The following is a 24,270-nucleotide window of genomic DNA, read 5'->3' as shown; positions in this document are numbered from 1 at the left end:
TTTCTGCTATTCTTTTGTGACTGCGTCACGTTCAAGATCGACAGGTGCGAGGTCTGCAGCATCTTCGTCATTAGATAACGCTAATCCGTCTGCTTTCTTCGTTTCCTCATCGTCTTCTAAATCTCTCATTTCTATCTCTTCTTCATCGCCAGATAGGATTTTGACATCCATACCTAAACTTTGAAGTTCTTTGATTAACACTTTGAATGATTCAGGGACACCTGGTTCAGGTACGTTATCCCCTTTGACGATGGCTTCGTATGTTTTCACACGACCCACAACGTCATCCGATTTAACTGTTAAGATCTCTTGAAGTGTATATGCTGCACCGTAAGCTTCAAGTGCCCATACTTCCATCTCTCCGAAACGCTGACCACCGAACTGTGCTTTACCGCCAAGTGGCTGCTGCGTAACAAGTGAGTATGGTCCAGTTGAACGGGCGTGAAGTTTATCGTCAACCATGTGAGCCAGTTTGATCATGTACATGATTCCGACAGATACACGGTTGTCGAACGGTTCACCAGTTCGACCGTCATAAAGGACTGTTTTCGCATCACGAGACATACCTGCTTCTTCAAGCGTTTCCCATACATCTTCCTCACGTGCACCATCAAATACTGGTGACGCAATGTGAATGCCAAGGTAACGTGCAGCCATACCCATATGAAGCTCAAGTACCTGACCGATGTTCATACGAGATGGTACCCCTAGAGGGTTTAACATGATGTCAATCGGTGTTCCGTCTGGAAGATACGGCATATCTTCTTCTGGAAGGATTTTAGAGATAACCCCTTTGTTACCATGTCGTCCGGCCATTTTGTCACCTTCAGAAATTTTACGCTTCTGAACGATGTATACGCGGACTAACTGGTTTACACCTGGAGGTAATTCATCTCCATCTTCACGGTTAAAGACTTTTACATCGTGGATAATTCCGCCGCCGCCGTGTGGAACACGTAGAGACGTATCACGCACTTCACGAGCTTTTTCACCGAAGATTGCATGTAATAGACGTTCTTCAGCTGTTAGTTCTGTTACACCTTTAGGCGTTACTTTCCCTACAAGAAGATCTCCGTCTTTTACTTCTGCACCAATACGGATGATTCCGCGCTCGTCAAGGTTGCGTAAAGCATCTTCCCCAACGTTTGGAATATCACGAGTGATTTCTTCTGGTCCAAGCTTTGTATCACGAGCTTCTGATTCATATTCTTCAATATGAATAGACGTGTAGACGTCATCTTTTACAAGGCGCTCACTCATGATGATCGCATCCTCGTAGTTGTAACCGTCCCAAGTCATGAAGCCGACCATGACGTTACGTCCTAGAGCCAATTCACCTTTTTCCATAGAAGGACCGTCTGCAAGGATTTCTCCTTTTACGACTTCATCTCCAACACTTACGATAGGACGCTGGTTGTAGCAAGTCCCTTGGTTAGAGCGGACAAATTTCAGCAAGCTGTATTTGTCTAGGTTTCCTTTGACTTGTTGTCCGTCAACATCTTCATAGCGGCGAACCCAAATATTTTTTGCTTCTACACGTTCTACAACACCTGGGTAACGGCAGATAACAGCAGCACCAGAGTCTTTACCTGATACGTACTCCATACCAGTACCAACAATCGGTGATTCCGGCTGCATCAAAGGCACAGCCTGACGTTGCATGTTCGCTCCCATTAGAGCACGGTTAGAGTCATCGTTTTCTAAGAATGGGATACATGCTGTCGCTGCAGAAACAACCTGCTTTGGCGAAACGTCCATGTAGTCAACGCGGTTTCGAGGAACAACGGTGTTTTCCCCTCTGAAACGAGCAATGATATTATCATCGATAAACGAACCATCTTCACCTAATATAGCGTTCGCTTGTGCTACTACGTAGTTATCCTCTTCATCAGCAGTTAAGTAATCGATTCTCGGTGTCACTTTACCAGTTTCAGGATCAACCCGGCGGTAAGGTGTTTCGATAAATCCGAAGCGATTCACTTTTGCAAATGAAGATAGAGAGTTGATCAAACCAATGTTTGGACCCTCTGGTGTTTCAATCGGACACATACGACCATAGTGAGAGTAGTGAACGTCACGAACTTCCATTCCTGCACGCTCACGTGTCAAACCACCCGGTCCAAGCGCTGACAGACGACGTTTGTGCGTCAATTCAGCAAGCGGGTTTGTTTGATCCATGAACTGAGAAAGCTGAGAGCTACCAAAGAACTCTTTGATAGAAGCGATCACAGGACGAATGTTGATCAGCTGCTGAGGTGTAATCGTGTTTGTGTCTTGGATCGACATTCTTTCACGAACAACACGCTCCATTCTGCTTAAACCAATACGGAATTGGTTTTGCAGAAGTTCACCAACAGAACGCAGACGACGGTTACCAAGGTGGTCGATATCATCTGTGTCACCTACACCATGTAGAAGGTTGAAGAAGTAACTGATTGATGCAATGATGTCAGAAGGCGTGATATTTTTCACAGCTTCCTCTACATATGCATTCCCAATAACGTTGATCACTTGCTCGCCTTCTTGATCAGTCGGTGCATAAATCTTAATAGATTGAAGTTCTACTTCATCTTCTACTACGCCACCATTTGGATAAAGCTTTCTAAATCCGATGCCGTTTTCTAAGTATGGAAGAACTTTATCAAGAACTCTTCTGTCTAAAATTTGACCTTTTTCTGCTAGAATTTCACCTGTTTCAGGGTCAACTAACGTTTCAGCCAATTTTTGATTGAACAGTCTATTTTTAATATGAAGCTTCTTATTAATCTTGTAGCGTCCAACATTTGCTAGGTCATATCTCTTCGGATCGAAGAAGCGAGAGTCTAGCAAGCTTTTCGCATTTTCAACTGTTGGCGGCTCTCCAGGACGGAGGCGCTCGTAGATTTCGAGAAGTGCTTTATCCGCATTCTCTGTATTGTCTTTTTCCAGCGTGTTGCGTAAGTATTCATTCTCGCCGATGAGGTCAAGAATCTCTTGATCAGAGCTGAAGCCGAGAGCACGCAAAAGAACCGTAACCGGCAACTTACGTGTGCGATCGATGCGTACATAGACTACATCCTTCGCATCAGTTTCGTATTCTAACCATGCGCCACGGTTTGGAATGACAGTCGCAGTAAAACCTTTTTTACCGTTTTTGTCTACTTTACCACTGAAATATACACTTGGAGAACGCACTAACTGAGAAACGATTACACGTTCCGCACCGTTAATGATAAAAGTACCTGTGTCTGTCATGATTGGGAAATCACCCATGAACACATCTTGGTCTTTTACTTCTCCAGTTTCTTTGTTAATTAAACGAACTTTTACTCTTAGTGGAGCAGAGTAAGTTACATCACGTTCTTTTGATTCTGCTACAGGATACTTAGGATCCCCTAGGCTGTAATCAATGAATTCAAGAGAAAGGTTACCAGTAAAATCCTCAATTGGGGATATATCTTGAAACATCTCTCTAAGACCCTCATCAAGAAACCACTGATAAGAAGAGGTTTGAATTTCAATGAGATTTGGTAATTCTAACACTTCGCTTATGCGTGCGTAGCTTCTGCGCTGGCGGTGTCGTCCATACTGAACTAGTTGACCTGTCAACTGATTCACCCCTCAAATCATGCGTATTATATGTGTAAAAAGTATTTCTGTCTTTCAAATATCAGTAAAGAAATACTTTTACAAGACAAAAGAAAAAAGGGTTTCTAAAATAAGAAAACCACATCCAAAAACAAATACCGATTTTATTAGTTTTCCCAAGTATGCATAATTTATACAAAATAGTTGTTTTTTAAGCCTATCAAGCAAAATATACACATTGGCATTTTATAATGTTAACACAGCTAGGAAACTGCGTCAAACTTTTTTAGCTTTGATAATATAGTAGCCCTTTTTTTTCAACACGACCTCGACTTCTCCAAAGAGCTGCTCTAATTTCTCAATTGCAGATGGTCCACCTTGCTTTTTCTGAATAACCACCCACAACTCACCTTCCGGCAATAAATGATCAGCACTTTTTTCAAAGATCGCATGTACAACTTTCTTCCCTGCCCGTATCGGGGGATTGGTCAGTATAGAGGCAAAAGCAGCTGATGAATGAACATTCGAGAACAAATCACTTTGATAAATGCGGACATTATCAATGCGATTATGTTTAGCGTTTTCCTTTGAAAGTTCGACTGCTCTTTCGTTCACGTCAATCATATGAATGGTACGGCTAGTCATTTCGTTTGCTAACGATAAGCCGATCGGTCCATAACCGCAACCGACATCTAAGACATCGCCATCCAAGTCAGGTTCTTTGAAAGCTTCAATTAAAAGCCTTGAACCAAAGTCGACTTCTTTCTTAGAAAACACTCCACTGTCACTTGTAAAAGTAAAGGTACGGTTTCTCAAGGTGAAGTCCCATGTCTGTTTATTGCTTTTCACTGATGGCTTTTCCGTATAATAGTGGTCACTCATGATGAATGGACCTCCTCTGGATTCAATCGTTTCAGGAGATTAGAAAAGAAAAAGCCCGCCAGTAAAAGCGAGCTTTCCCAAAAGATTAGGCGAAGATTACTTAACTTCTACAGAAGCGCCAACTTCTTCAAGCTTAGCTTTAAGTTCTTCAGCTTCTTCTTTAGCAATACCTTCTTTAAGTGGTTTTGGAGTGTTGTCAACAAGTTCTTTAGCTTCTTTCAAGCCAAGACCAGTGATTTCACGAACCACTTTGATAACTTTGATTTTTTGGTCTCCAGCACCAGCAAGTACTAGATCAAAATCAGTTTTTTCTTCAGCAGCAGCACCGCCACCAGCAGCTACAGCTACAGGAGCAGCAGCAGTTACGCCAAATTCTTCTTCGATTGCTTTTACTAAGTCGTTTAACTCAAGTACAGTTGCTTCTTTAACTGAAGCAATGATTTCTTCGATATTTAAAGCCATTTGTAATTCCTCCATTTTAAGTTTTTTTACGTCAAGTACGCATTAAGCGCCTTGTTCTTCTTTTTGATCTGCAACTGCTTTAGTAGCAAGAGCAAGGTTACGAACTGGAGCTTGAAGAACGCTAAGCAACATAGATAGTAAGCCTTCGCGAGACGGAAGTTCCGCAAGAGCCTTCACTTCTTCTACAGTCGCTACGTTTCCTTCGATAACACCAGCTTTGATTTCTAAAGCTTCGTGGCTTTTCGCAAATTCGTTGATGATTTTCGCAGGTGCGATAACATCTTCGTTACTGAATGCGATAGCATTTGGACCTGTTAAGAAATCGTTTAAACCCGTTAATTCAACTTGTTCAACTGCACGGCGAGTCAAAGTGTTTTTGTAAACTTTGAATTCTACGCCAGCTTCACGAAGCTGTTTACGAAGTTCAGTTACTTCAGAAACTGAAAGACCACGGTAATCTACAATTACAGTAGACATACTGTCTTTAAATTTAGAAGTAATTTCATCAACGACAACTTTTTTAGTATCGATTGCATTGCTCATGGTTACACCTCCTGTACATTGTTTGTGTAACACTTATACCGATCAGGCCATCACGTTCCTAACGAACGGTTCTCCATATAAAAAGCCTCCATCAAGACATGGAGGCTGTATATACAAGCATACGTTAACGTAAGACTGTGACATATACACCTCGGCGGGTTAATTAAGCCATAAGGCCCCTGCTGTCTACGGTATAAATGATTATTCTATTTTACAACATTTTGATGTTATCAAAATGATTGTGATAAGTCAAGAATTATTTTGCAGAGAAAGAAGATGGATCCACTTTCACGCCAGGGCCCATAGTAGATGTAACAGAAACGTTTTTCACGTATACACCTTTAGCCGCTGCAGGTTTTGCTTTAAGGATTGTGTCATAGATTGTTGCAAAGTTCTCAACAAGCTTTTCGTCCTCGAAAGAAACCTTTCCGATTGGCGCGTGGATGTTACCAGCTTTATCAACGCGGTATTCTACTTTACCAGCTTTGATTTCATTGATTGCTTTTTCAACTTCGAAAGTTACAGTTCCTGTTTTAGGGTTTGGCATAAGACCTTTTGGTCCAAGTACACGACCGATCTTACCAACTTCACCCATCATGTCAGGTGTCGCAACGATTACATCGAATTCGAACCAACCTTGTTGGATTTTAGTGATGTAATCAGAATCTCCAACGTAGTCTGCTCCAGCAGCTTCTGCTTCTTTTGCTTTTTCGCCTTTAGCGAACACAAGAACGCGTTGAGTTTTACCAGTTCCGTTAGGAAGCACAACTGCACCGCGGATTTGTTGATCGTTTTTACGAGGGTCTACGCCCAAACGAAAAGCAACTTCTACAGTCGCATCAAATTTCGCTGTATTTGCTTTTTTTGTAAGAGAAACAGCTTCAGCTACATCATACGCTTTAGTACGTTCGATCAGCTTAGCAGCTTCTACATACTTTTTACCTTTTTTAGCCATTATAAAAATCCTCCTTATGTGGTTTTAGCGGAATAACCTCCCACGAATAAGGGTTGCGAACTTGTCAAAACCAAACTCGCAACCCAACAAGACAAAAAATTAATCTTCGATGACAATACCCATACTGCGTGCAGTACCTTCAACCATGCGCATAGCTGATTCAACGCTAGCAGCGTTTAAGTCAGGCATTTTTGTTTCCGCGATTTCGCGTACTTTATCACGCTTAACAGTTGCCACTTTATTACGGTTAGGTTCACCAGAACCAGACTCAATACCAGCTGCTTTTTTAAGTAAAACTGCAGCAGGTGGAGTTTTAGTAATAAATGTAAATGAACGGTCTTCAAAAACCGAAATTTCAACAGGAATGATAAGACCAGCTTGGTCAGCTGTACGAGCGTTAAACTCCTTACAGAATCCCATGATATTAACACCGGCTTGACCTAGTGCAGGTCCAACTGGTGGAGCTGGGTTAGCTTTTCCAGCAGGAATTTGCAATTTAACAACTTTAACTACTTTTTTAGCCACGAGACACACCTCCTTAAAGTCCGTGATGTGGTAATAGGGGAATCCCCCTCCCACTCAACAACTTCATTCTTTATATGAATGACGAAATAACTAGCTAGCGATCTTGAGCGAACTCAAGACGTACCTTTGCTATATTACCACTTCTATACACTCATTTCAAGCTCTTTTAAATTACAATTTATCGATCTGCGTGAACTCAAGTTCAACTGGTGTTTCTCTACCAAACATATTAACGAATACTTTGACTTTGCTTTTATCGTAATCAATCTCTTCGATAGAGCCTGTGAAGTTAGCAAATGGTCCGTCGATCACCTTAACTGTTTCTTTCAGTTCAAAGTCGATTTCTGTTTTGCGTTCTTCTAGACCCATTCTCTTCAGAATGGTTTCAGCTTCGCCTGGCAGCAGCGCAGTCGGCTTTGAGCCTGATCCGGCTGATCCAACGAATCCAGTGACACCTGGCGTATTACGAACGACATACCAAGAATCGTCAGTCATCACGATTTCCACTAGGACATACCCCGGGAACACTTTCTTTTTGACGACTTTTTTCTTACCATTTTTAATATCCGTTTCTTCTTCTTCTGGTACAACTACGCGGAAGATTTTATCCTGCATGCCCATTGATTCAACACGTTTTTCCAGGTTCGCTTTTACTTTGTTTTCATAGCCAGAGTACGTATGCACAACATACCAATTCTTTTCCATTTTCGTTCAGGACTATTTAGTCCTTCCCTCCCCACATTTCATAATGTCTATTTGACGAATCTCGAGTAACGGTAAATATTTTCAAGCAATTGAAAAAACCCGTAAAACGGGTTTTTTGGCAAGTCATATTATGATCTATTATAGCACGTTCAGCAGATCATTATTCAAGTATTAATGAATTAATTCAATTAATTGTGAGATTCCTATATCAAGAAAAGAGAAAAAGATTGCAAAGAATACGACTGTTAAAATAACAGTGATTGTGTAGCGGACCATTTCGTTTTTCTTTGGCCAGCTGACCTTTTTCATTTCTTTCCCGACACTTTTTAAGAAACTGATAATACGCATGTAAAAGACCTCCACAGATTAAAGAACGCAAATCTTACTTCGTTTCTAAATGTGTTTTATGTGAATTACAAGTCTTGCAATATTTCTTCACTTCTAATCTTTCAGCTGCTGAAGCAACACTTTTCATTGTCGTATAATTGCGGCTTCCGCAGTCTTTACAGGCTAGAGTAATCTTTTTCCTCATATTTACACCTATTTTCTCGACATCATTTCCTTAGTACCTTATCACAGTGTCGAAAAAGCTGTCAATATAGGTTTGATTAGAGACTAATCTCCCGAAGCTCTAAATATTTCTCTAATTTTCTCTTTACTCTTTGGAGTGCGTTATCAATTGATTTCACATGACGGTTTAAATCTTCAGAAATCTCTTGATAGGATCTGCCATCAAGATAAAGCACAAGTACCTTTCTTTCCAGCTCACTTAGCAGTTCACCCATCTTCATTTCAATATCATCAAATTCTTCTTTGCTAATGATTAAATCTTCTGGGTTAAGCGCTTTAGCACCGGAAATGACATCCAATAATGTTCTGTCCGATTCTTCATCGTATATCGGCTTGTCTAATGATACATAGGAATTTAACGGGATATGTTTTTGGCGAGTAGCTGTTTTAATTGCGGTGATAATTTGGCGGGTAATACATAATTCTGCAAAAGCCTTAAATGAAGTAAGCTTGTCCTCTCTGAAATCGCGGATAGACTTATAAAGTCCGATCATTCCCTCCTGGACAATGTCCTCTCGATCCGCTCCTATCAAGAAATAAGATCTTGCTTTCGCACGTACAAAATTGCGGTATTTCGTTATTAAATAATCTAGCGCATCACTATCTCCGACATGAACCCTTTCAATGACTTGTTCATCTTCCAACTGGCAAAATTGCTCTCTGATGGATTTACCCTTGCTGTTGTTTAGATTCACTTCGATCCCCCCGACCGCACCTAGATAGAAATATTATACATTAATGGTTGAAATATCGTCAAGCTATTCCAGATTCCCACGCCGCCATTTTTCAAACGTTTTCAATACATCTTCTGACAATTCGATCTTAGATGCCGGTTTATCAGAAGTGATATTTTTCACTCTCGTTTCAATCTTTCGTTCTATCACTTCAATCTCTCTTAAAAGCTCTCGAGCCGATTTCCGAAGAGCTCCTTGTCCAAAAATGGCCCATTGTTCCGTAAAATCTGAGGTCGCCACATGAATTTGTGTGCGAATATTATTCAAATCTTGCGCCAGCTTTTCAATCCGCTCATCAGCCGTTTCATTCTCTCTCGTAAAGATGACCTCTACCCGGTGGTTGGTCCGCTTTTTTTCGATTCCCTTAACCATATGGGCATCGAATACAACAATGACTCGATACCCTGTGTATGCTTGATATTCTGCTAAATATTGAATCAGCACGTCTCTGGCTTCTTCAAAGCTGTTTTCCTTTAAGTGCTGCAGCCGAGGCCATGCACCTATCATGTTGTATCCATCGACTAAGAGGATGTCCATCTCTATTCTCCTAACGGATAACGTTTTCGATACACTTCATACATCAATAGACTAGCGGCAACTGATGCGTTTAAAGAAGTGACCTTTCCGGCCATAGGCAATTTAATCAGAAAATCACATTTTTCCTTAATCAATCGTCCGATTCCTTTTCCTTCACTGCCAATCACAAGTGCTAGCGGCATTGTGCCATCAAATTGTCTATAATCCTGTTTAGCTGAAGCATCTGTTCCCGCGACCCAGATTCCTCTTTCTTTCATCTCATCAAGGGCTCTTGAAAGGTTGGTCACTTTTGCAACTGGAATATGCTCGATTGCCCCAGTGGATGCCTTGGCAACAGTTGTTGTTAAGCCGACCGCTCTCCTTTTCGGAATGACAATTCCATGTGCACCTACAGCATCTGCCGTACGCATAATAGACCCTAAATTATGTGGATCTTCAATTTCATCTAAAATAAGAAAAAATGGCTGTTCATTCCGCTTTTCAGCGATTTGGTACAGATCGTCCAGTTCTGCATATTCATATGCTGCTACTTGTGCAACGATTCCCTGGTGCTGACCTGTTACCATCTGATCAAGCTTTTTCCTCGGAACATACTGAATGGTGATATTTTGCTTTTTAGCGAGTTCAATGACCTGCTGGGCTTGTCCTTTTACAGTGTTTTCTGCCATCCAGAGCTTGTATAACTCCCGATCTGACTTCAATGTCTCAATCACTGCATTTTTCCCAATCACATAATCATGTTGCTGACTCATTTGTCTTCCTCCCTGACGTTCCGATTTCAATCGCCTGACTAATCAGCTCTTCTAAGCGTTCGTCCTGCTTTTCAATAAATAAATAACCCATGAGCGCTTCAAACGCTGTACTATAACGATACGTTTGAACGTCTGTGTTTTTAGGCACTGTGCCTGATTTTGCATTTCTTCCTCTTTTCAGTACCGCTTCTTCCGCTTCGGTGAAAAAACCTTGCTGTTGAAGCGTAAATAAAATAGCAGCCTGAGATTTAGCTGAAACAATTTTACTTGCCCTTTTGTGCAGCTCATTTGGTTTTGTCGCCCCCGTTTGGAGGAGGTGATGCCTCACATATACCTCAAAAATGGCATCACCCATATAAGCAAGCGCAAGTCCGTTCAGCTGTTTACCATCTTTCAGCTTTTCAAAATTCAACATGACCTATTCTCCTCTTTTCCAGCGAGTACCTTGAGGAGTGTCTTCCAACACAATATTCATGTTCTTTAATTGATCACGAATTTGGTCAGATAGTGCGAAGTCACGATTTCTTCTAGCTTCATTGCGTTTTTCAATTAACGCTTCTACCTCTTCGTCAAGCGTGTGCTTTTCTTCTAATGAGAAGCCAAGAACAGACGTAATTTCTTGGAACAAGCCGATAAATGCATTGATTACTTCCTCTGAGGTATGATCGTTTTCCATATAATAATTCGCCTGTTTCGCTAATTCAAATAAAACAGAGATCGCATTTGCTGTATTGAAGTCATCATTCATTTCAGAAATAAATGTCGCACGCTGGTCCTCAATTTTTGCCAGCCATTCAGCATTATCTTCCGTGATATTCGTGCTGCTCTCAAGGCGATGGTGTAAATTCGCATACGATGTTTTGAGTCGGTTAAACGCACTCTTTGTACTTTCTAATAAATCCATTGAATAGTTAATTGGGTGGCGATAGTGAACCGACAACATAAAGAAGCGGAGCACATCAGGATCTTGTTCTTTCACAATATCATGCACCAGCACAAAGTTGCCTAGTGATTTTGACATTTTTTCATTATCAATATTAATATATCCGTTATGCATCCAATACTTCGCAAAAGGCTTCCCTGTCAAAGCCTCAGATTGAGCAATCTCATTCTCATGGTGAGGGAATGTTAAATCCTGTCCGCCAGCATGAATATCGATCGTATCGCCTAAATATTTTTTAACCATGGCCGAGCATTCGATATGCCAGCCTGGACGTCCTTCGCCCCACGGGCTATCCCAAGAGATCTCCTGATCCTTTGCTGCCTTCCAAAGAGCAAAGTCCAGTGCATCTCGTTTCTTTTCACCTACACGAATACGGGCACCTGTTTTCAGTTCATCAATCGATTGATGAGAAAGCTTTCCATAGCCTTCAAATGAGCGTGTGCTGTAATACACGTCGCCACCAGCTTCATAGGCGTAACCTTTTTCAATCAATGTCGCAATAAACGCAATGATATCATCCATATTTTCCGTCACTCGCGGGTGAAGGTCTGCTTTTTTGCAGCCTAGTGCACTGACGTCTTCGAAGTAAGCTTGGATAAACCGGTCAGCAATTGTCGGCACATCTTCTCCAAGTTCATTGGCTGCTTTGATAAGTTTATCATCCACATCTGTAAAGTTTGATACAAAGTTCACATCGTAACCGCTGTATTCTAAATACTTACGTACAGTGTCATAAACAATAGCAGGTCTAGCATTCCCGATATGAATGTAGTTATAAACAGTTGGTCCGCACACATACATCTTGACCTTTCCTGGCTCAAGCGGGACAAATTCTTCCTTCTTACGAGTTAATGTATTATAAATATTGATTGTCATGATTGTTCTTCCTTTCTGCTCAATAAAGCCAGCTCACCTTTTAGCTTTTCCATTTCTCGTTCCAATTCTTTAAAACGATCGGAAACTGGATCTGGCAAATCTTGATGATTGAGATCACGATTGATTTTCTTTCCATTTTGAACGACCACTCGTCCAGGTATACCTACAACAGTGGAATGGTCTGGGACGTCCTTTAACACAACCGACCCTGCACCAATTTTGGACCCTTTTCCAACTGTAATAGAACCAAGCACCTTGGCACCTGTCGCAATGAGAGCATCGTCTAAAATAGTCGGATGCCGCTTTCCCTTTTCTTTCCCTGTTCCCCCTAATGTCACGCCTTGGAAAACAGTGACGTTGTCTCCAATTTCACATGTTTCCCCGATCACAACGCCCATGCCGTGATCAATAAAGAATCGCCTGCCGATGGTTGCCGCTGGGTGAATCTCCACCCCTGTGAAAAACCGGCTGACCTGAGAAATGATCCGCGCAATAAAATACAGCTTACGCTTATAAAATGCGTGCGCAATACGGTGAGCCCAAATCGCATGAAGCCCTGAATAGGTTAGCACTACTTCAATATAGCTTCTAGCAGCAGGATCTTGATCAAACACAGTATCAATATCTTCTTTCAGCATTTTGAAAAACACATGCTCCCCCCGTTCTTCCCAATCAATCTCTCCTAGAACTTGCTCTCTTTTTTTGGACAAATAAAAAACGCCTCTGCCATATGACAGAGACGTTTTGAAAACGCGGTTCCACTCTGTTTAGAAAGCCACTTATCTTGCAGCCTTCTCAACTTAATCCCATAACGGAGGGTACCGCCCTTGCATACTAACGTACGTGTTCCTCAAGGGTCTTGAGGGTGCATTTCCAACGTCTGCCCATAAGTCTCTTTCAGCCGGTGGAGACTCTTTCTGTGATGGACGAGTACATTGTACTTCTCCCTCGCAACGATTTCCTTATATTTGTTTGATGCGGTTTAATACCGTTTCTTTACCTAATAATTCAATACTTTGCGGAAGTTCTGGGCCATGCGTTTGTCCTGTGACAGCCACACGAATCGGCATGAATAGTTTCTTGCCTTTATGCCCTGTTTCTTTTTGTACCGCTTTAATAGCAGCCTTGATTTCATCAGGAGTGAAAGACTCAAGCTGTTCAAGCTGACCTGCAAAGGATGCCATGACTTCTGGCACTTGCTCCTCTGATAGAACTTCCTTCGCCTCTTGATTATACTCAATTTGCTCCTTAAAGAACAACTCTGTTAACTCAACAATTTCTGCTCCGTAGCTTAATTGTTCATGATACAGAGAAATCAGCTTGCGTACCCACGTGTTTTCTTCTTCTGTCAGCTGCTCACTTACTTTGCCTGCCTTTTGAAGATGCGGAAGTGTTAGTGCCACAACTTGATTAAGATCAAGTGCCTTCACGTATTGGTTATTCACCCATTTCAGTTTATGCATATCAAATAGAGCTGGTGACTTAGAAAGTCGGTTCACATCGAAAATATCGATGAATTGCTCTTTTGTAAACAGTTCCTCTTCGCCTACTGGAGACCATCCAAGTAATGCAATGAAGTTAAACAGGGCTTCTGGCAAATAGCCTAAATTCTTATATTGCTCGATGAATTGAATAATCGATTCATCACGTTTACTTAATTTCTTACGGTTCTCGTTCACAATCAACGTCATGTGTCCGAATAGCGGAACATCCCAGCCAAATGCATTAAAAATCATGATTTGTTTAGGGGTATTTGAAATATGATCCTCTCCGCGAAGAACGTGAGTCATTTTCATTAAATAATCATCCACGGCTACAGCGAAGTTATAAGTTGGCGTGCCATCTTTTTTCACAATGACAAAGTCACCGATGCCATCTGTTTCAAATGAAATATCGCCTTTGACCATATCGTCAAATTTGATGATTTCTCCTTTCGGCACTCGGAAGCGGATACTTGGCTCTCTTCCTTCAGCAACCAGCTTGTCCTCTTCTTCTTTTGATAAATGACTGCATTTACCAGAATATCGAGGCATTTCACTGCGGGCGATTTGTGCTTCACGCTCTGCCTCTAGCTCTTCAGCCGTACAATAGCACTTATACGCCAGGTCTTTCTCTAATAGCTCGTCATAATATTTCTTGTAAATATCATTACGCTCTGATTGTCTGTAAGGACCGTAACCGCCGTCTTTATCAATACTCTCATCCCAATCAATACCGAGCCATTGCAGATGGCGAAGCTGGCTTTCTTCACCGCCTTCTACATTACGCTTTTGATCCGTATCCTCGATTCGAATAATAAATTTGCCGCCTTGGCTGCGTGCGAACAAATAGTTGAAAAGAGCCGTTCTAGCATTCCCAATATGTAAATGACCAGTTGGACTCGGTGCATAACGAACGCGCACTTCATTTCCCATGAGTTTAACTTCCTTTCATTTGCATCATGTTGTCTGACACCAATTTTTTATAAACGTATTTTATCATCAAAACCCATTCTCATCAAAACGGATTTTACTTTTTCTGAAGAAGCACTGTTGCTTGAGAGGCAATTCCTTCGCCTCTACCTGTAAATCCCAGTTTCTCCGTGGTTGTTGCTTTGACATTCACTTGTGTGACATCTGCCTCAAGCGCTTCTGCGATTTTCTCACACATTGGTTGAATGTAAGGCGCCATTTTTGGCTTTTGCGCCATGATAGTACAGTCAATATTCACAAGTGTGTAGCCTTTTTCTTTCACTAGTGCCCACACATGCTGCAGTAATTTAAAAGAGTCTGCATCCTTGAACTCAGGATCCGTGTCTGGGAAATGTCGGCCGATATCTCCTTCAGCAATCGCACCTAGACAGGCATCTGCCACTGTGTGAAGCAGCACATCAGCGTCTGAATGCCCGAGCAGTCCCTTTTCATAGGGGATGGTAACCCCGCCGATAATGAGAGGTCTTCCCTCTGTTAATTGATGTACATCAAAGCCTTGTCCTATTCTCAACATGATCTAGTACCCTCTTTCCGCATCCATAATTGCTTTGGCAACCAATAAATCATCCGGTGTTGTCAGCTTAATATTGGTATAGTCTCCTTGGACAATATACACATTCTCACCATGTAATTGTTCAACAAGGCTGGCGTCGTCTGTTCCAAGAAAGCCTGTCCGCTCAGCATACTCATGCGCCTCTTTTAAAATAGAATGACGAAAAGCTTGTGGGGTCTGGACTGCCCACAAGCTCTGACGTTCAATGGTTTGTTCCACTTTGCCTTCTTGAACGCGTTTGATTGTGTCTTTCACTGGTACCGCTACAACTGCGGAGCCTTTTTCAATCGCTGCTTTAACGAGCAAGTCAATCTGTGTATGCTTAATAAAAGGCCTTGCCCCATCATGAACAAGCACGATGTCCGCATCTTTCACAGCCTTTAATCCTTCGTATACACTTTGCTGACGTTCTTCACCGCCAGTGACAAGTGAAACAGGCGTTTGAAAAGCGTGTACCTTGAGTAGCCTTTCAAAGTCTTGACGCTCCTCTTCATTGATCGCTAGGATCATGCGTTTGCATTGTGAATGAGCGTCAAACACCTTTAGTGTATGAATAATGACCGGCATTCTTTTCAGCTCAATAAAGAGCTTATTGCGGCCGGCCTTCATTCGTTTCCCCTGCCCCGCAGCCGGAATAACTACTTCATAATACATGTTCGTTCTCCCTTTAGAGCGCCTTCTCCAGAAGTTTTGGCTTCGCAAAAATCATTCTTCCAGCAGCAGTCTGCAGTACACTTGTGACGAGCACATCGATGTCTTTTCCAATGTAATTGCGTCCTTCTTCGACCACAATCATCGTACCGTCATCTAAGTAAGCAACACCTTGGTTATGCTCTTTTCCATCTTTGATGACCTGTACCTTCATTTCTTCCCCAGGCAGTACAACCGGTTTTACCGCATTGGCTAAATCATTGATGTTTAACACTGCTACTTTTTGAAGTTCGCATACTTTATTTAAGTTAAAATCATTTGTCACAACAACACCAGAAGTTAATTTAGCGAGCTTCACAAGCTTGCTATCAACCTCTTGAATGTCTTCGAAGTCACCTTCGTAAATTTCAACTTTGATATCTAATTCTTTTTGAATACGATTTAAAATATCAAGACCTCTTCGGCCTCTATTTCTCTTTAATACATCAGAAGAGTCTGCAATATGCTGTAATTCCTCGAGCACAAATTGAGGAATGACCATAACACCTTCTAAGAATCCAGTTTGACAAATATCTGCGATTCTTCCATCAATGATAACACTTGTGTCTAAAATTTTCAGCTTTTTATCTTCTATTTCAGGTTCATCATCAGCTGCTCCTTTTTTCTTACTGACCTTTGCAGATCGGGAGAACAGCCCCATCATTTCATCCTTCTTCTTAAACCCTACCTGAAACCCAAGGTATCCTAAAAAGAAAGCCAGGAAAATCGGAATAATGGTACCAAAAATATGATATGGGATATTGTTTAGCGGGATCACGTTTACAATAAGATATGCTAGAATAAGTCCAAATACTAATCCGAAACTTCCAGATATAAGATCAGGAAGAGGTGCCTTCAATAGAGAATCCTCGATCCATTTCACCCAATTAACCACATAACCTGTGCACCATTTGCCGATGATCAAGAACACAGCGGCTCCTATTAGTGCTGAAGAGTAAGCATTTGTTACGAAAGGTATGTCCTTTACATTTAAAAGCAGAAATAACTCTGGAATGATAAAAATCCCCACAACTGCACCAAAAATGATAAAAAACGCCTGAACGATTCTTTTTAACATACCTTCACCTCCTTTATTTTTCATCTGTCAATCCACCTTCATCTGACATTGATATATGTTTAAGTTTCCTATCAAATCAACAGAAAACAAAACCATCATTATGATACCCATATTCATCCATTTTTAACCGTAATAGAAAAAAATTTCTCTTCTTAAAGCTGACGGTCAATATAATGTTTTTCTTGCAGCCTTTTTAATCCTTTTTTTATCTTTTTCGCTCTTACTTCTCCAATTCCTTCTACTTCATCCAATTCTTGTACATCCGCTTCCATAATTCGATCTAGCACACCGAATGCTTCAACCACGTTTTCGACGATTGGCATTGGCAGTCTAGGGATTTTGTGGAGTAATCTATATCCTCTTGTGTACACATATTCGTCAATATTTGTAGAAGCTGGATATCCGAGTAACTTGTACAGAATGGAATCATCTAAAAGCTCGAAGCTCGACATATCTTGGAGCTGTTTAAGCAGAACATACGGATCTTTGATTTTTTCTTTCACGTAATCTTTAATAAATAAAGCTGCTTCCTGCTCCATATCGGTAATGAGCTCATTGACTTGCAGACGAATCAAGTGTCCCTCTGTTCCGAGCTCTTTGATATACATATTGATTTCATTTTTAATTCTGAGCACCATTTCGTAGCGATGCAGCACGGATAATACATCACCAAAGGTCACAAGCTCTTCAAATTCTAGGGCGCTTAACGCAGAAATGGCATGATCTAAAATGGTTTTATATTTCTCAAGTGTTTGAATGGCTTGATTGGCCTTGGTTAAAATAAAGCCAATATCTTTCAGCGTATAACGACGATTTCCTTGATATAAGGTAATGACGTTCCTCCGTTCAGAAATGGCAATGATTAAACAGCCTGTCTGCTTCGCTACACGTTCAGCCGTACGGTGCCTCATGCCTGTTTCTGAGGAATGGATCGTTGCATCTGGCATCAGCTGTGTATTCGCATACAAGATTTTTTGACCAGAATCACTTAAAATAATGGCCCCATCCATTTTGGCCAATTCATATAAATGTGCTGGTGAGAAGGCAGAATTAATGTGAAATCCTCCATCTACCACACTCTTTACTTTGTCGTTATAACCAACAACAATGAGCCCGCCCGTATTGGCTCTCAGGACGTTTTCAATCCCAGCCCGCAGAGGTGTTCCTGGTGCAACAAACTGTACAATATCTAAGAGATCGAGTTCTCTCGCTCCTTTTTTCTCTTTTTCCATTTCTATGATCCCCCTAGTGAAATTCGAAGTGCCTCCGCTACATTTTCTACACCAACTAACTCAATCCCTCTTGGCTTTTTCCATCCATCTATATTCGCCTGAGGAATAAACATTCGCTTAAACCCTAGTTTCGCAGCTTCCTGCACTCGCTGTTCAATTCTTGATACTCTTCTGACTTCTCCCGTCAGACCGACCTCGCCTATAAAGCAATCCGCTTGATGCGGCGCTGCGTCTTTAAAGCTTGATGCAATACTGACAGCAATGGCCAAGTCAATCGCTGGTTCGTCAAGTTTCACACCGCCTGCGACCTTTAAATACGCATCTTGATTTTGCAGCAGCAGACCAACGCGTTTTTCTAAAACCGCCATGAGCAGTGATACTCGATTATGATCAAGGCCAGTGGCCATTCTTCGTGGATTTCCAAAGCTTGTCGGGGAAATTAAAGCTTGTATCTCGACAAGAACGGGTCTTGTTCCTTCCATTGAGGCAACAACACACGATCCTGATACACCTGCCGACCGCTCTTCTAAGAAAATTTCTGATGGGTTTAATACTTCCGTGAGCCCTTCCTCTCTCATTTCGAAAATCCCTAATTCATTCGTTGAACCAAATCGATTTTTCACCGCCCGCAAGATACGAAACGTATGGTGACGCTCGCCTTCAAAATAAAGAACGGTGTCTACCATATGCTCTAAAAGGCGTGGTCCTGCGATCGAACCTTCTTTGGTCACATGACCAACGATAAAAATAGGAATCCCATTTGTCTTTGCAATTTTCATCAGCTGCGCTGTACATTCTCTTACTTGAGATACAGAACCGGGAGCTGACGTGATATCGCTTTGATAAACGGTTTGAATCGAATCCACCACAACAAAAGCAGGTCTCATCTCTTGTATAGCAGACGTTATATACTCCATATCGGTTTCAGCCAAAACATGTAAAGAGGCGCTTTCAATGCCGAGGCGGTCCGCTCTTAGCTTCGTTTGTTTTATGGACTCCTCACCAGATATGTATAACACATTCTGATTTTGGTCTGAGAGCTGTGCTGATACTTGTAATAATAATGTGGACTTCCCAATCCCAGGATCTCCGCCAATGAGAACAAGAGAGCCTTTGACAATTCCACTTCCTAATACTCGGTTAAATTCTTCTAAATTCGTTTTGATTCGGGGTTCTTCGGATGTTTCAATTGCAGATATAGGTGAAGGTTTTTGAATGGTTTGAACAGAATGATTGAAAGCACTTCGACGGTTTGCCGGCTCTTTGCGAACGACCTCTTCTGTCATACTGTTCCATGTGCCGCAGCCTGGACATTTCCCCATCCATTTGGCTGACTCATAACCGCACGATTGGCATATAAATTTTGATTTTGTCTTAGCCATAGATTGAAGAATACAACTCCTTATACTGGTCAGAAAATAAGTAAAGGGAGGCATACATCTAACTGGTATGCCTCACACTTTGATCTTACTATATTAGTTCGTAGCAGCCGTCGCTTTTACGACAATTTCTCCATCTTCCACATCTAATACGATATGTTGACCTTTTTCAATATTGCCCTTCAGCAGCTCCTCAGACAGTCGATCCTCCACATGCTTTTGAATCGCTCTTCTTAATGGACGCGCACCGTACTCAAGATCTACACCTTCGTCGGCAATCTTCGCTTGAGCGGCTTCCGTCAATTCGATTGAAAGGTCTTGTTCCTTTAATCGTTTTGTTAATTGATCAGACATGAGAGACACGATCTCTTTTAGATGTTTCTTCTCAAGCGAGTGGAAGACAATGATTTCATCAATACGGTTGATAAATTCAGGTCTAAACGCACGTTTCAACTCGCCCATCACTTTGCCTTTCATATCCTTGTAATTTTGACTTTCATCCTGCACGTTAAAGCCAACATATTTATTGCGCTTCAGCTCACTAGCCCCAACGTTTGATGTCATAATCAAAATCGTATTTCTAAAGTCAACGGTACGCCCTTTAGAATCAGTCAGACGACCATCTTCTAACACTTGCAGTAAGATATTAAATACATCTGGATGCGCCTTTTCAATCTCATCTAAAAGCACAACAGAATAAGGTTTTCTTCTTACTTTTTCCGTTAACTGTCCGCCTTCATCATAGCCGACATAGCCTGGAGGTGACCCAACAAGTCTAGATGTAGAGTGCTTCTCCATGTATTCAGACATATCAATACGGATCATTGCTTCTTCATCACCGAAAATAGACTCAGCGAGTGCTCTTGCAAGCTCCGTTTTACCAACCCCTGTTGGTCCTAAGAAGATAAAGGAACCGATTGGACGTTTTGGATCTTTCAGACCTGCACGCGCACGTCTCACAGCTTTCGCTACAGCGACAACGGCTTCATCCTGCCCGATCACACGAGAGTGAAGCAATTGTTCCATATTTAGAAGCTTATCTGTCTCCGTTTGAGCAATTTTTGATACAGGTACTCCCGTCCAGCTAGACACAACCATTGCGATATCATCTACAGATACCTCTGAATTCTCTTGTCCCTGCTTTTCTTTCCATGATTTCTTTGTCACTTCTACTTTTTCACGCAAACGCTGCTCTGTATCACGAAGAGAAGCTGCCTTTTCAAATTCTTGACTTTGAACAGCCGCATCCTTTTCCTTGCGTACTTCATCCAGCTTTTGCTCTAGTTCTTTTAGGTTAGGCGGTGTTGTGAAAGAACGCAGACGGACTTTCGAACCAGCCTCATCAATTAAATCAATCGCCTTATCTGGAAGGAAACGATCAGAAATATAACGGTCAGACAGCTTCACCGCCGCCTCAATCGCTTCATCTGTAATGGACACACGGTGATGTGCCTCATACCGATCTCTAAGTCCTCTTAAGATTTGAATACTTTCATCAACAGATGGCTGATCCACTTGAATTGGCTGGAAACGTCGTTCAAGCGCAGCATCCTTTTCAATATATTTACGGTACTCATCTAGCGTTGTCGCACCGATACACTGAAGCTCTCCACGTGCTAAAGATGGCTTCAAGATATTAGACGCATCAATCGCTCCCTCTGCTCCACCAGCACCAATGAGTGTATGAAGTTCATCGATGAAGAGAATGATGTTTCCAGCCTGACGAATTTCGTCCATGACTTTTTTCAAACGATCCTCGAATTCACCACGATATTTCGTTCCCGCTACTACGGTTCCCATATCCAGTGTCATCACTCGTTTATCGCGCAGGATTTCAGGTACTTCGTTATGAATAATTTGCTGTGCAAGACCTTCTGCGATGGCTGTTTTACCAACACCAGGCTCACCAATCAGCACAGGGTTATTTTTTGTTCTTCTACTTAGGACCTCAATGACACGTTGAATTTCTTTGCTTCGGCCAATCACAGGGTCCAAGCTGTCCTCTTTTGCAATAGCTGTTAAATCTCTTGCCAAGCTATCTAGCGTCGGCGTATTTGCATTGCTATTAGAGCCTGCTGCAGATGCACCTGTTTCATTGCTTCCAAGCAGCTGCAGAACTTGCTGACGTGCTTTATTTAAGCTCACTCCGAGGTTATTTAAGACACGGGCAGCGACACCCTCACCCTCACGAATAAGACCTAATAGAATATGTTCTGTTCCTACATAGGAATGACCTAGCTTTCTTGCTTCATCCATTGAAAGCTCAGTGACCTTCTTCGCTCTAGGCGTATAATGAGGAATAGCTTGAGACACCTCTTGCCCTCTTCCAATCAAGCTTTCGACTTCTTTTTGGATTTTATCTGAAACAAGGCCCAGTGCTTCTAATGCTTTGGCAGCGATGCCCTCACCTTCACGTACAAGACCAAGTAAAATGTGTTCAGTACCAATGTTCTTATGGCCTAGGCGAATGGCTTCTTCTTGTGCAAGTGCTAATACCTTTTGAGCTCTTTCAGTGAATCTTCCAAACATCATATCGTTTCATCCTCCTGTCCATTCCTATGCATTTCTAAGCGCAGCCTTTCTCTAATAATCGCTGCTCGTTTTATATCTCGTTTATTTGGCTCCAAGGCCCCTCCTGAATATTGTTGAAGGAAGCCAGGCTGAGTCAAAATCATGAGTTCATTCAGTATATTACTTGAAAGCCCCTTAATGATACCTAAATCAATTCCAAGCCGCACATCTGACAAACACTTTGCAGTTTCCTTTGATTCAATCATACGACAATTGGCCAAAATTCCTAAGGATCGGTACACTCTGTCCTCAAGTTCAATTTTAGATGTTTGATATAATGCTTTTCGTGCAGAGCGCTCTTGTTCAATGAGCTGCGCAGTTACACTATTCAAATCATCCACTATATCTTCTTCTGATTGACCAAGTGTCATTTGATTTGAAATTTGAAAGATGTTCCCTATTGCTTCGCTGCCCTCACCATAAATTCCTCTGACCACAAGACCTAATTGATTAATTGCCGGAATAATCCGATTCATTTGTCTTGTAAGGGCTAATGCTGGCAGATGCATCATGACCGAAGCCCTAATACCTGTACCTACATTAGTCGGACAGCTTGTTAAATATCCCCGTTTTTCAGAAAACGCGTAATCCACTTGCTCTTCAATCCAGTCATCTACCTGATTAGCCGCTTTTAGTGCATTGGCTAGTTGAAAACCTGGGAATAAGCATTGGATCCGAATATGATCTTCTTCATTCAGCATCACACTAACTTCTTCATTTTCAGAAAGCAAACAGCCGCCAAATCTTGATTCTGCTAAGTTTGGGCTGATCAAATGCTTTTCAACAAGTACCCTCTTTTCTAAAGGCTGCGTTTCATTCATCCGGATCAGAACAAAATTGCCAATGTCCTTCACTTCCTGGCTAGCAAACTTCTGCTCGAATTGCTGGAGAACAGCTTCAGCCTCTTCTTGAGAAAACTGAGTTGGGAAACGAACATGCTCTAGATTGCGTGCTAGCCGGATACGACTGCTTAGAACAATGTCACTTTCTGGTCCTTTTTGTTTCATCCACTGACTTAAAGCGTCTTGAATAAAATGCTGGAGCGACATGTCGTTAATCTCCCTCCCTCTGCTGAGATTGCTCATGCTCTAATGCACGAATTTGATCTCGAACTTCCGCTGCTTTTTCGAACTCTTCCTGTTCAATCAACTGCTTCAGCTCTTGCTGCATTAACTCAAGTTTCCGGCGGACATGCAGACTGCCTGCAATTCGTTTAGGGACTTTTCCATTATGGACTGTATTTCCACTATGGACTTTCCGCAAAACAGGGTTTAAATACTGATCAAAGGTTTGATAACATTCTGCACAGCCAAAACGGCCTGTTTTTCTGAACTGTTGAAAGGTTAAGCCACACTTAGGACACTGATCCACTTCTCTCGCTTCTTGAAATATGGATGACCCCTTATTAGCACTTGTGGTGAAGCTAGGATCGATATTCAATAAGCCTGATAATAAGTTGTGAATCGAGAAACCTTGGTTTCCACTCATAGCATATGAATCACTGTTTTCTTTTGCACATTGTTCACATATATGCATTTCTTGTTTTTCTCCATTTATAACTTTCGTAAAGTGAAAAGTGGCTGGTCTCTCATGACATTCTTGACAAATCAATCTTTTCACCCGCTTTACTTTAATTTTAAAGCATTTAACATCGCTATCATCATCCGAGCCCGCAGTTCATCTCGTTCAGGTAAATCAATATGCAATACAGAACGGTCCATGACACTAATCATCATCTTAGCTTCTCTTTCAGATAAAATATTATTTTCAACAAGGCGCATGATGATATGATCAGATGCAGCCTGTGATAAACGATGATATATTTGGGAAATAATGTTGTTCAATAAGTCGACTTCATCATTCATCTTGACTTTAATGATACGTATATAGCCACCGCCGCCACGCTTACTTTCAACGATATAACCTCTCTCGCTCGTAAAGCGTGTATTGATAACATAGTTAATTTGTGAAGGTACGCATTGAAATTTATCTGCAATTTCATTGCGCTTAATTTCTAATATTTCTCGACCGTTCTGATCCAAGACTTCCTTCAAATACTGCTCGATGATATCAGAAATATTTTGTGCCACTCCGCCTCCTCCTCCATTGACTTTGACTATATTTGACTTTAATCTTACTATAAATTTTTTCGATCGATTTTTCAAGACAATCGCTCAACTAACAATATTATTTCCACATTTATATGGTGTCAAACCTCTTAAAAACACAAAAAAGACCAGTTCCG

The 24,270-nt window shown here is 41.6% G+C and carries 25 protein-coding genes and 2 other annotated features; all 25 genes read right to left on the bottom strand.

Translation table 11 applies throughout. From position 1 onward, the window contains the following. Positions 1-6 precede the first annotated feature (6 nt). The 25 genes from rpoB to AKG37_RS04860 all read right to left on the bottom strand — a co-directional run bounded on the left by rpoB (position 7) and on the right by AKG37_RS04860 (position 24,115). Positions 7-3,588, bottom strand: coding sequence for a DNA-directed RNA polymerase subunit beta (rpoB, locus tag AKG37_RS04975; protein ID WP_007496297.1), 3,582 nt, complete (start codon positions 3,586-3,588; stop codon positions 7-9). Positions 3,589-3,843: 255 nt separating this feature from the next. Further along, positions 3,844-4,449, bottom strand: a complete 606-nt coding sequence (locus tag AKG37_RS04970) for a class I SAM-dependent methyltransferase (protein ID WP_060697840.1) — start codon at positions 4,447-4,449, stop codon at positions 3,844-3,846. 96 nt (positions 4,450-4,545) lie between these two features. Then, on the bottom strand, positions 4,546-4,911 hold the full coding sequence (rplL, locus tag AKG37_RS04965; RefSeq protein ID WP_008345418.1) for a 50S ribosomal protein L7/L12: 366 nt from the start codon (positions 4,909-4,911) through the stop codon (positions 4,546-4,548). A gap of 42 nt (positions 4,912-4,953) precedes the next feature. Beyond that, positions 4,954-5,454, bottom strand: a complete 501-nt coding sequence (rplJ, locus tag AKG37_RS04960) for a 50S ribosomal protein L10 (protein ID WP_024425590.1) — start codon at positions 5,452-5,454, stop codon at positions 4,954-4,956. Between the two features lie 69 nt (positions 5,455-5,523). Next, positions 5,524-5,664: a sequence feature (ribosomal protein L10 leader region), on the bottom strand. Positions 5,665-5,710: 46 nt separating this feature from the next. Further along, on the bottom strand, positions 5,711-6,409 hold the full coding sequence (rplA, locus tag AKG37_RS04955) for a 50S ribosomal protein L1 (protein WP_007496292.1): 699 nt from the start codon (positions 6,407-6,409) through the stop codon (positions 5,711-5,713). Between the two features lie 99 nt (positions 6,410-6,508). Continuing rightward, positions 6,509-6,934 carry a 50S ribosomal protein L11 gene (rplK, locus tag AKG37_RS04950; RefSeq protein ID WP_003216956.1) on the bottom strand — a complete coding sequence of 142 codons (426 nt, stop codon included), beginning with the start codon at positions 6,932-6,934 and terminating at the stop codon, positions 6,509-6,511. 171 nt (positions 6,935-7,105) lie between these two features. Beyond that, entirely contained in the window at positions 7,106-7,639 is a 534-nt protein-coding gene (nusG, locus tag AKG37_RS04945) for a transcription termination/antitermination protein NusG (RefSeq protein ID WP_003217197.1), read from the bottom strand. A 171-nt stretch (positions 7,640-7,810) separates the two neighbouring features. After that, on the bottom strand, positions 7,811-7,987 hold the full coding sequence (secE, locus tag AKG37_RS04940; protein ID WP_008345422.1) for a preprotein translocase subunit SecE: 177 nt from the start codon (positions 7,985-7,987) through the stop codon (positions 7,811-7,813). Positions 7,988-8,021: 34 nt separating this feature from the next. Continuing rightward, positions 8,022-8,171 carry a 50S ribosomal protein L33 gene (rpmG, locus tag AKG37_RS18450; protein ID WP_008356502.1) on the bottom strand — a complete coding sequence of 50 codons (150 nt, stop codon included), beginning with the start codon at positions 8,169-8,171 and terminating at the stop codon, positions 8,022-8,024. Positions 8,172-8,247: 76 nt separating this feature from the next. After that, positions 8,248-8,904 carry an RNA polymerase sporulation sigma factor SigH gene (gene sigH / locus AKG37_RS04935; RefSeq protein ID WP_008345424.1) on the bottom strand — a complete coding sequence of 219 codons (657 nt, stop codon included), beginning with the start codon at positions 8,902-8,904 and terminating at the stop codon, positions 8,248-8,250. Positions 8,905-8,967: 63 nt separating this feature from the next. After that, positions 8,968-9,480, bottom strand: a complete 513-nt coding sequence (gene rae1 / locus AKG37_RS04930; RefSeq protein ID WP_060697839.1) for a ribosome-dependent mRNA decay endonuclease Rae1/YacP — start codon at positions 9,478-9,480, stop codon at positions 8,968-8,970. A gap of 2 nt (positions 9,481-9,482) precedes the next feature. Beyond that, positions 9,483-10,232: a 23S rRNA (guanosine(2251)-2'-O)-methyltransferase RlmB gene (gene rlmB / locus AKG37_RS04925; protein WP_034665632.1), complete on the bottom strand. Its 750-nt coding sequence runs from the start codon at positions 10,230-10,232 to the stop codon at positions 9,483-9,485. Beyond that, positions 10,216-10,647, bottom strand: coding sequence for a Mini-ribonuclease 3 (locus AKG37_RS04920; protein WP_003217007.1), 432 nt, complete (start codon positions 10,645-10,647; stop codon positions 10,216-10,218). Before AKG37_RS04920 ends, rlmB begins: the two co-directional genes overlap by 17 nt. Before the next feature lie 3 nt (positions 10,648-10,650). After that, positions 10,651-12,051 (bottom strand): cysteine--tRNA ligase, encoded by a 1,401-nt coding sequence (gene cysS / locus AKG37_RS04915; protein ID WP_060697838.1) that lies wholly within the window; start codon positions 12,049-12,051, stop codon positions 10,651-10,653. Beyond that, positions 12,048-12,701 (bottom strand): serine O-acetyltransferase, encoded by a 654-nt coding sequence (cysE, locus tag AKG37_RS04910; RefSeq protein WP_060697859.1) that lies wholly within the window; start codon positions 12,699-12,701, stop codon positions 12,048-12,050. Before cysE ends, cysS begins: the two co-directional genes overlap by 4 nt. An 82-nt stretch (positions 12,702-12,783) precedes the next feature. Continuing rightward, positions 12,784-13,014: a binding site (T-box leader), on the bottom strand. Continuing rightward, positions 13,014-14,465: a glutamate--tRNA ligase gene (gltX, locus tag AKG37_RS04905; RefSeq protein ID WP_060697837.1), complete on the bottom strand. Its 1,452-nt coding sequence runs from the start codon at positions 14,463-14,465 to the stop codon at positions 13,014-13,016. It overlaps the preceding feature by 1 nt. A gap of 94 nt (positions 14,466-14,559) precedes the next feature. After that, entirely contained in the window at positions 14,560-15,036 is a 477-nt protein-coding gene (gene ispF, locus AKG37_RS04900) for a 2-C-methyl-D-erythritol 2,4-cyclodiphosphate synthase (RefSeq protein ID WP_003216928.1), read from the bottom strand. Between the two features lie 3 nt (positions 15,037-15,039). Beyond that, positions 15,040-15,729, bottom strand: coding sequence for a 2-C-methyl-D-erythritol 4-phosphate cytidylyltransferase (gene ispD / locus AKG37_RS04895; RefSeq protein ID WP_034665643.1), 690 nt, complete (start codon positions 15,727-15,729; stop codon positions 15,040-15,042). Between the two features lie 13 nt (positions 15,730-15,742). Beyond that, positions 15,743-16,843 (bottom strand): PIN/TRAM domain-containing protein, encoded by a 1,101-nt coding sequence (locus tag AKG37_RS04890; RefSeq protein WP_060697858.1) that lies wholly within the window; start codon positions 16,841-16,843, stop codon positions 15,743-15,745. Positions 16,844-16,995: 152 nt separating this feature from the next. Then, positions 16,996-18,075, bottom strand: a complete 1,080-nt coding sequence (gene disA / locus AKG37_RS04885; protein ID WP_024425581.1) for a DNA integrity scanning diadenylate cyclase DisA — start codon at positions 18,073-18,075, stop codon at positions 16,996-16,998. 2 nt (positions 18,076-18,077) lie between these two features. Beyond that, positions 18,078-19,457 carry a DNA repair protein RadA gene (gene radA / locus AKG37_RS04880; RefSeq protein ID WP_060697836.1) on the bottom strand — a complete coding sequence of 460 codons (1,380 nt, stop codon included), beginning with the start codon at positions 19,455-19,457 and terminating at the stop codon, positions 18,078-18,080. Positions 19,458-19,550: 93 nt separating this feature from the next. After that, positions 19,551-21,986: an ATP-dependent protease ATP-binding subunit ClpC gene (clpC, locus tag AKG37_RS04875; RefSeq protein WP_060697835.1), complete on the bottom strand. Its 2,436-nt coding sequence runs from the start codon at positions 21,984-21,986 to the stop codon at positions 19,551-19,553. Then, a complete protein-coding gene (locus AKG37_RS04870; protein WP_060697834.1) occupies positions 21,983-23,074 on the bottom strand; it encodes a protein-arginine kinase McsB in 1,092 nt (363 codons plus the stop codon). Before AKG37_RS04870 ends, clpC begins: the two co-directional genes overlap by 4 nt. 4 nt (positions 23,075-23,078) lie before the next feature. Further along, positions 23,079-23,636, bottom strand: a complete 558-nt coding sequence (locus tag AKG37_RS04865; RefSeq protein WP_060697833.1) for a protein-arginine kinase activator protein McsA — start codon at positions 23,634-23,636, stop codon at positions 23,079-23,081. A 14-nt stretch (positions 23,637-23,650) separates the two neighbouring features. Continuing rightward, on the bottom strand, positions 23,651-24,115 hold the full coding sequence (locus tag AKG37_RS04860) for a CtsR family transcriptional regulator (protein ID WP_060697832.1): 465 nt from the start codon (positions 24,113-24,115) through the stop codon (positions 23,651-23,653). Between the last annotated feature and the right edge of the window lie 155 nt (positions 24,116-24,270).

The sequence above is a fragment of the Bacillus australimaris genome, from assembly GCF_001307105.1.
GTDB classification, from domain to species: Bacteria; Bacillota; Bacilli; order Bacillales; family Bacillaceae; genus Bacillus; species Bacillus australimaris.
Note: the sequence above shows the minus strand (reverse complement) of the source record. Positions and strands in the feature narration are given on the sequence as shown.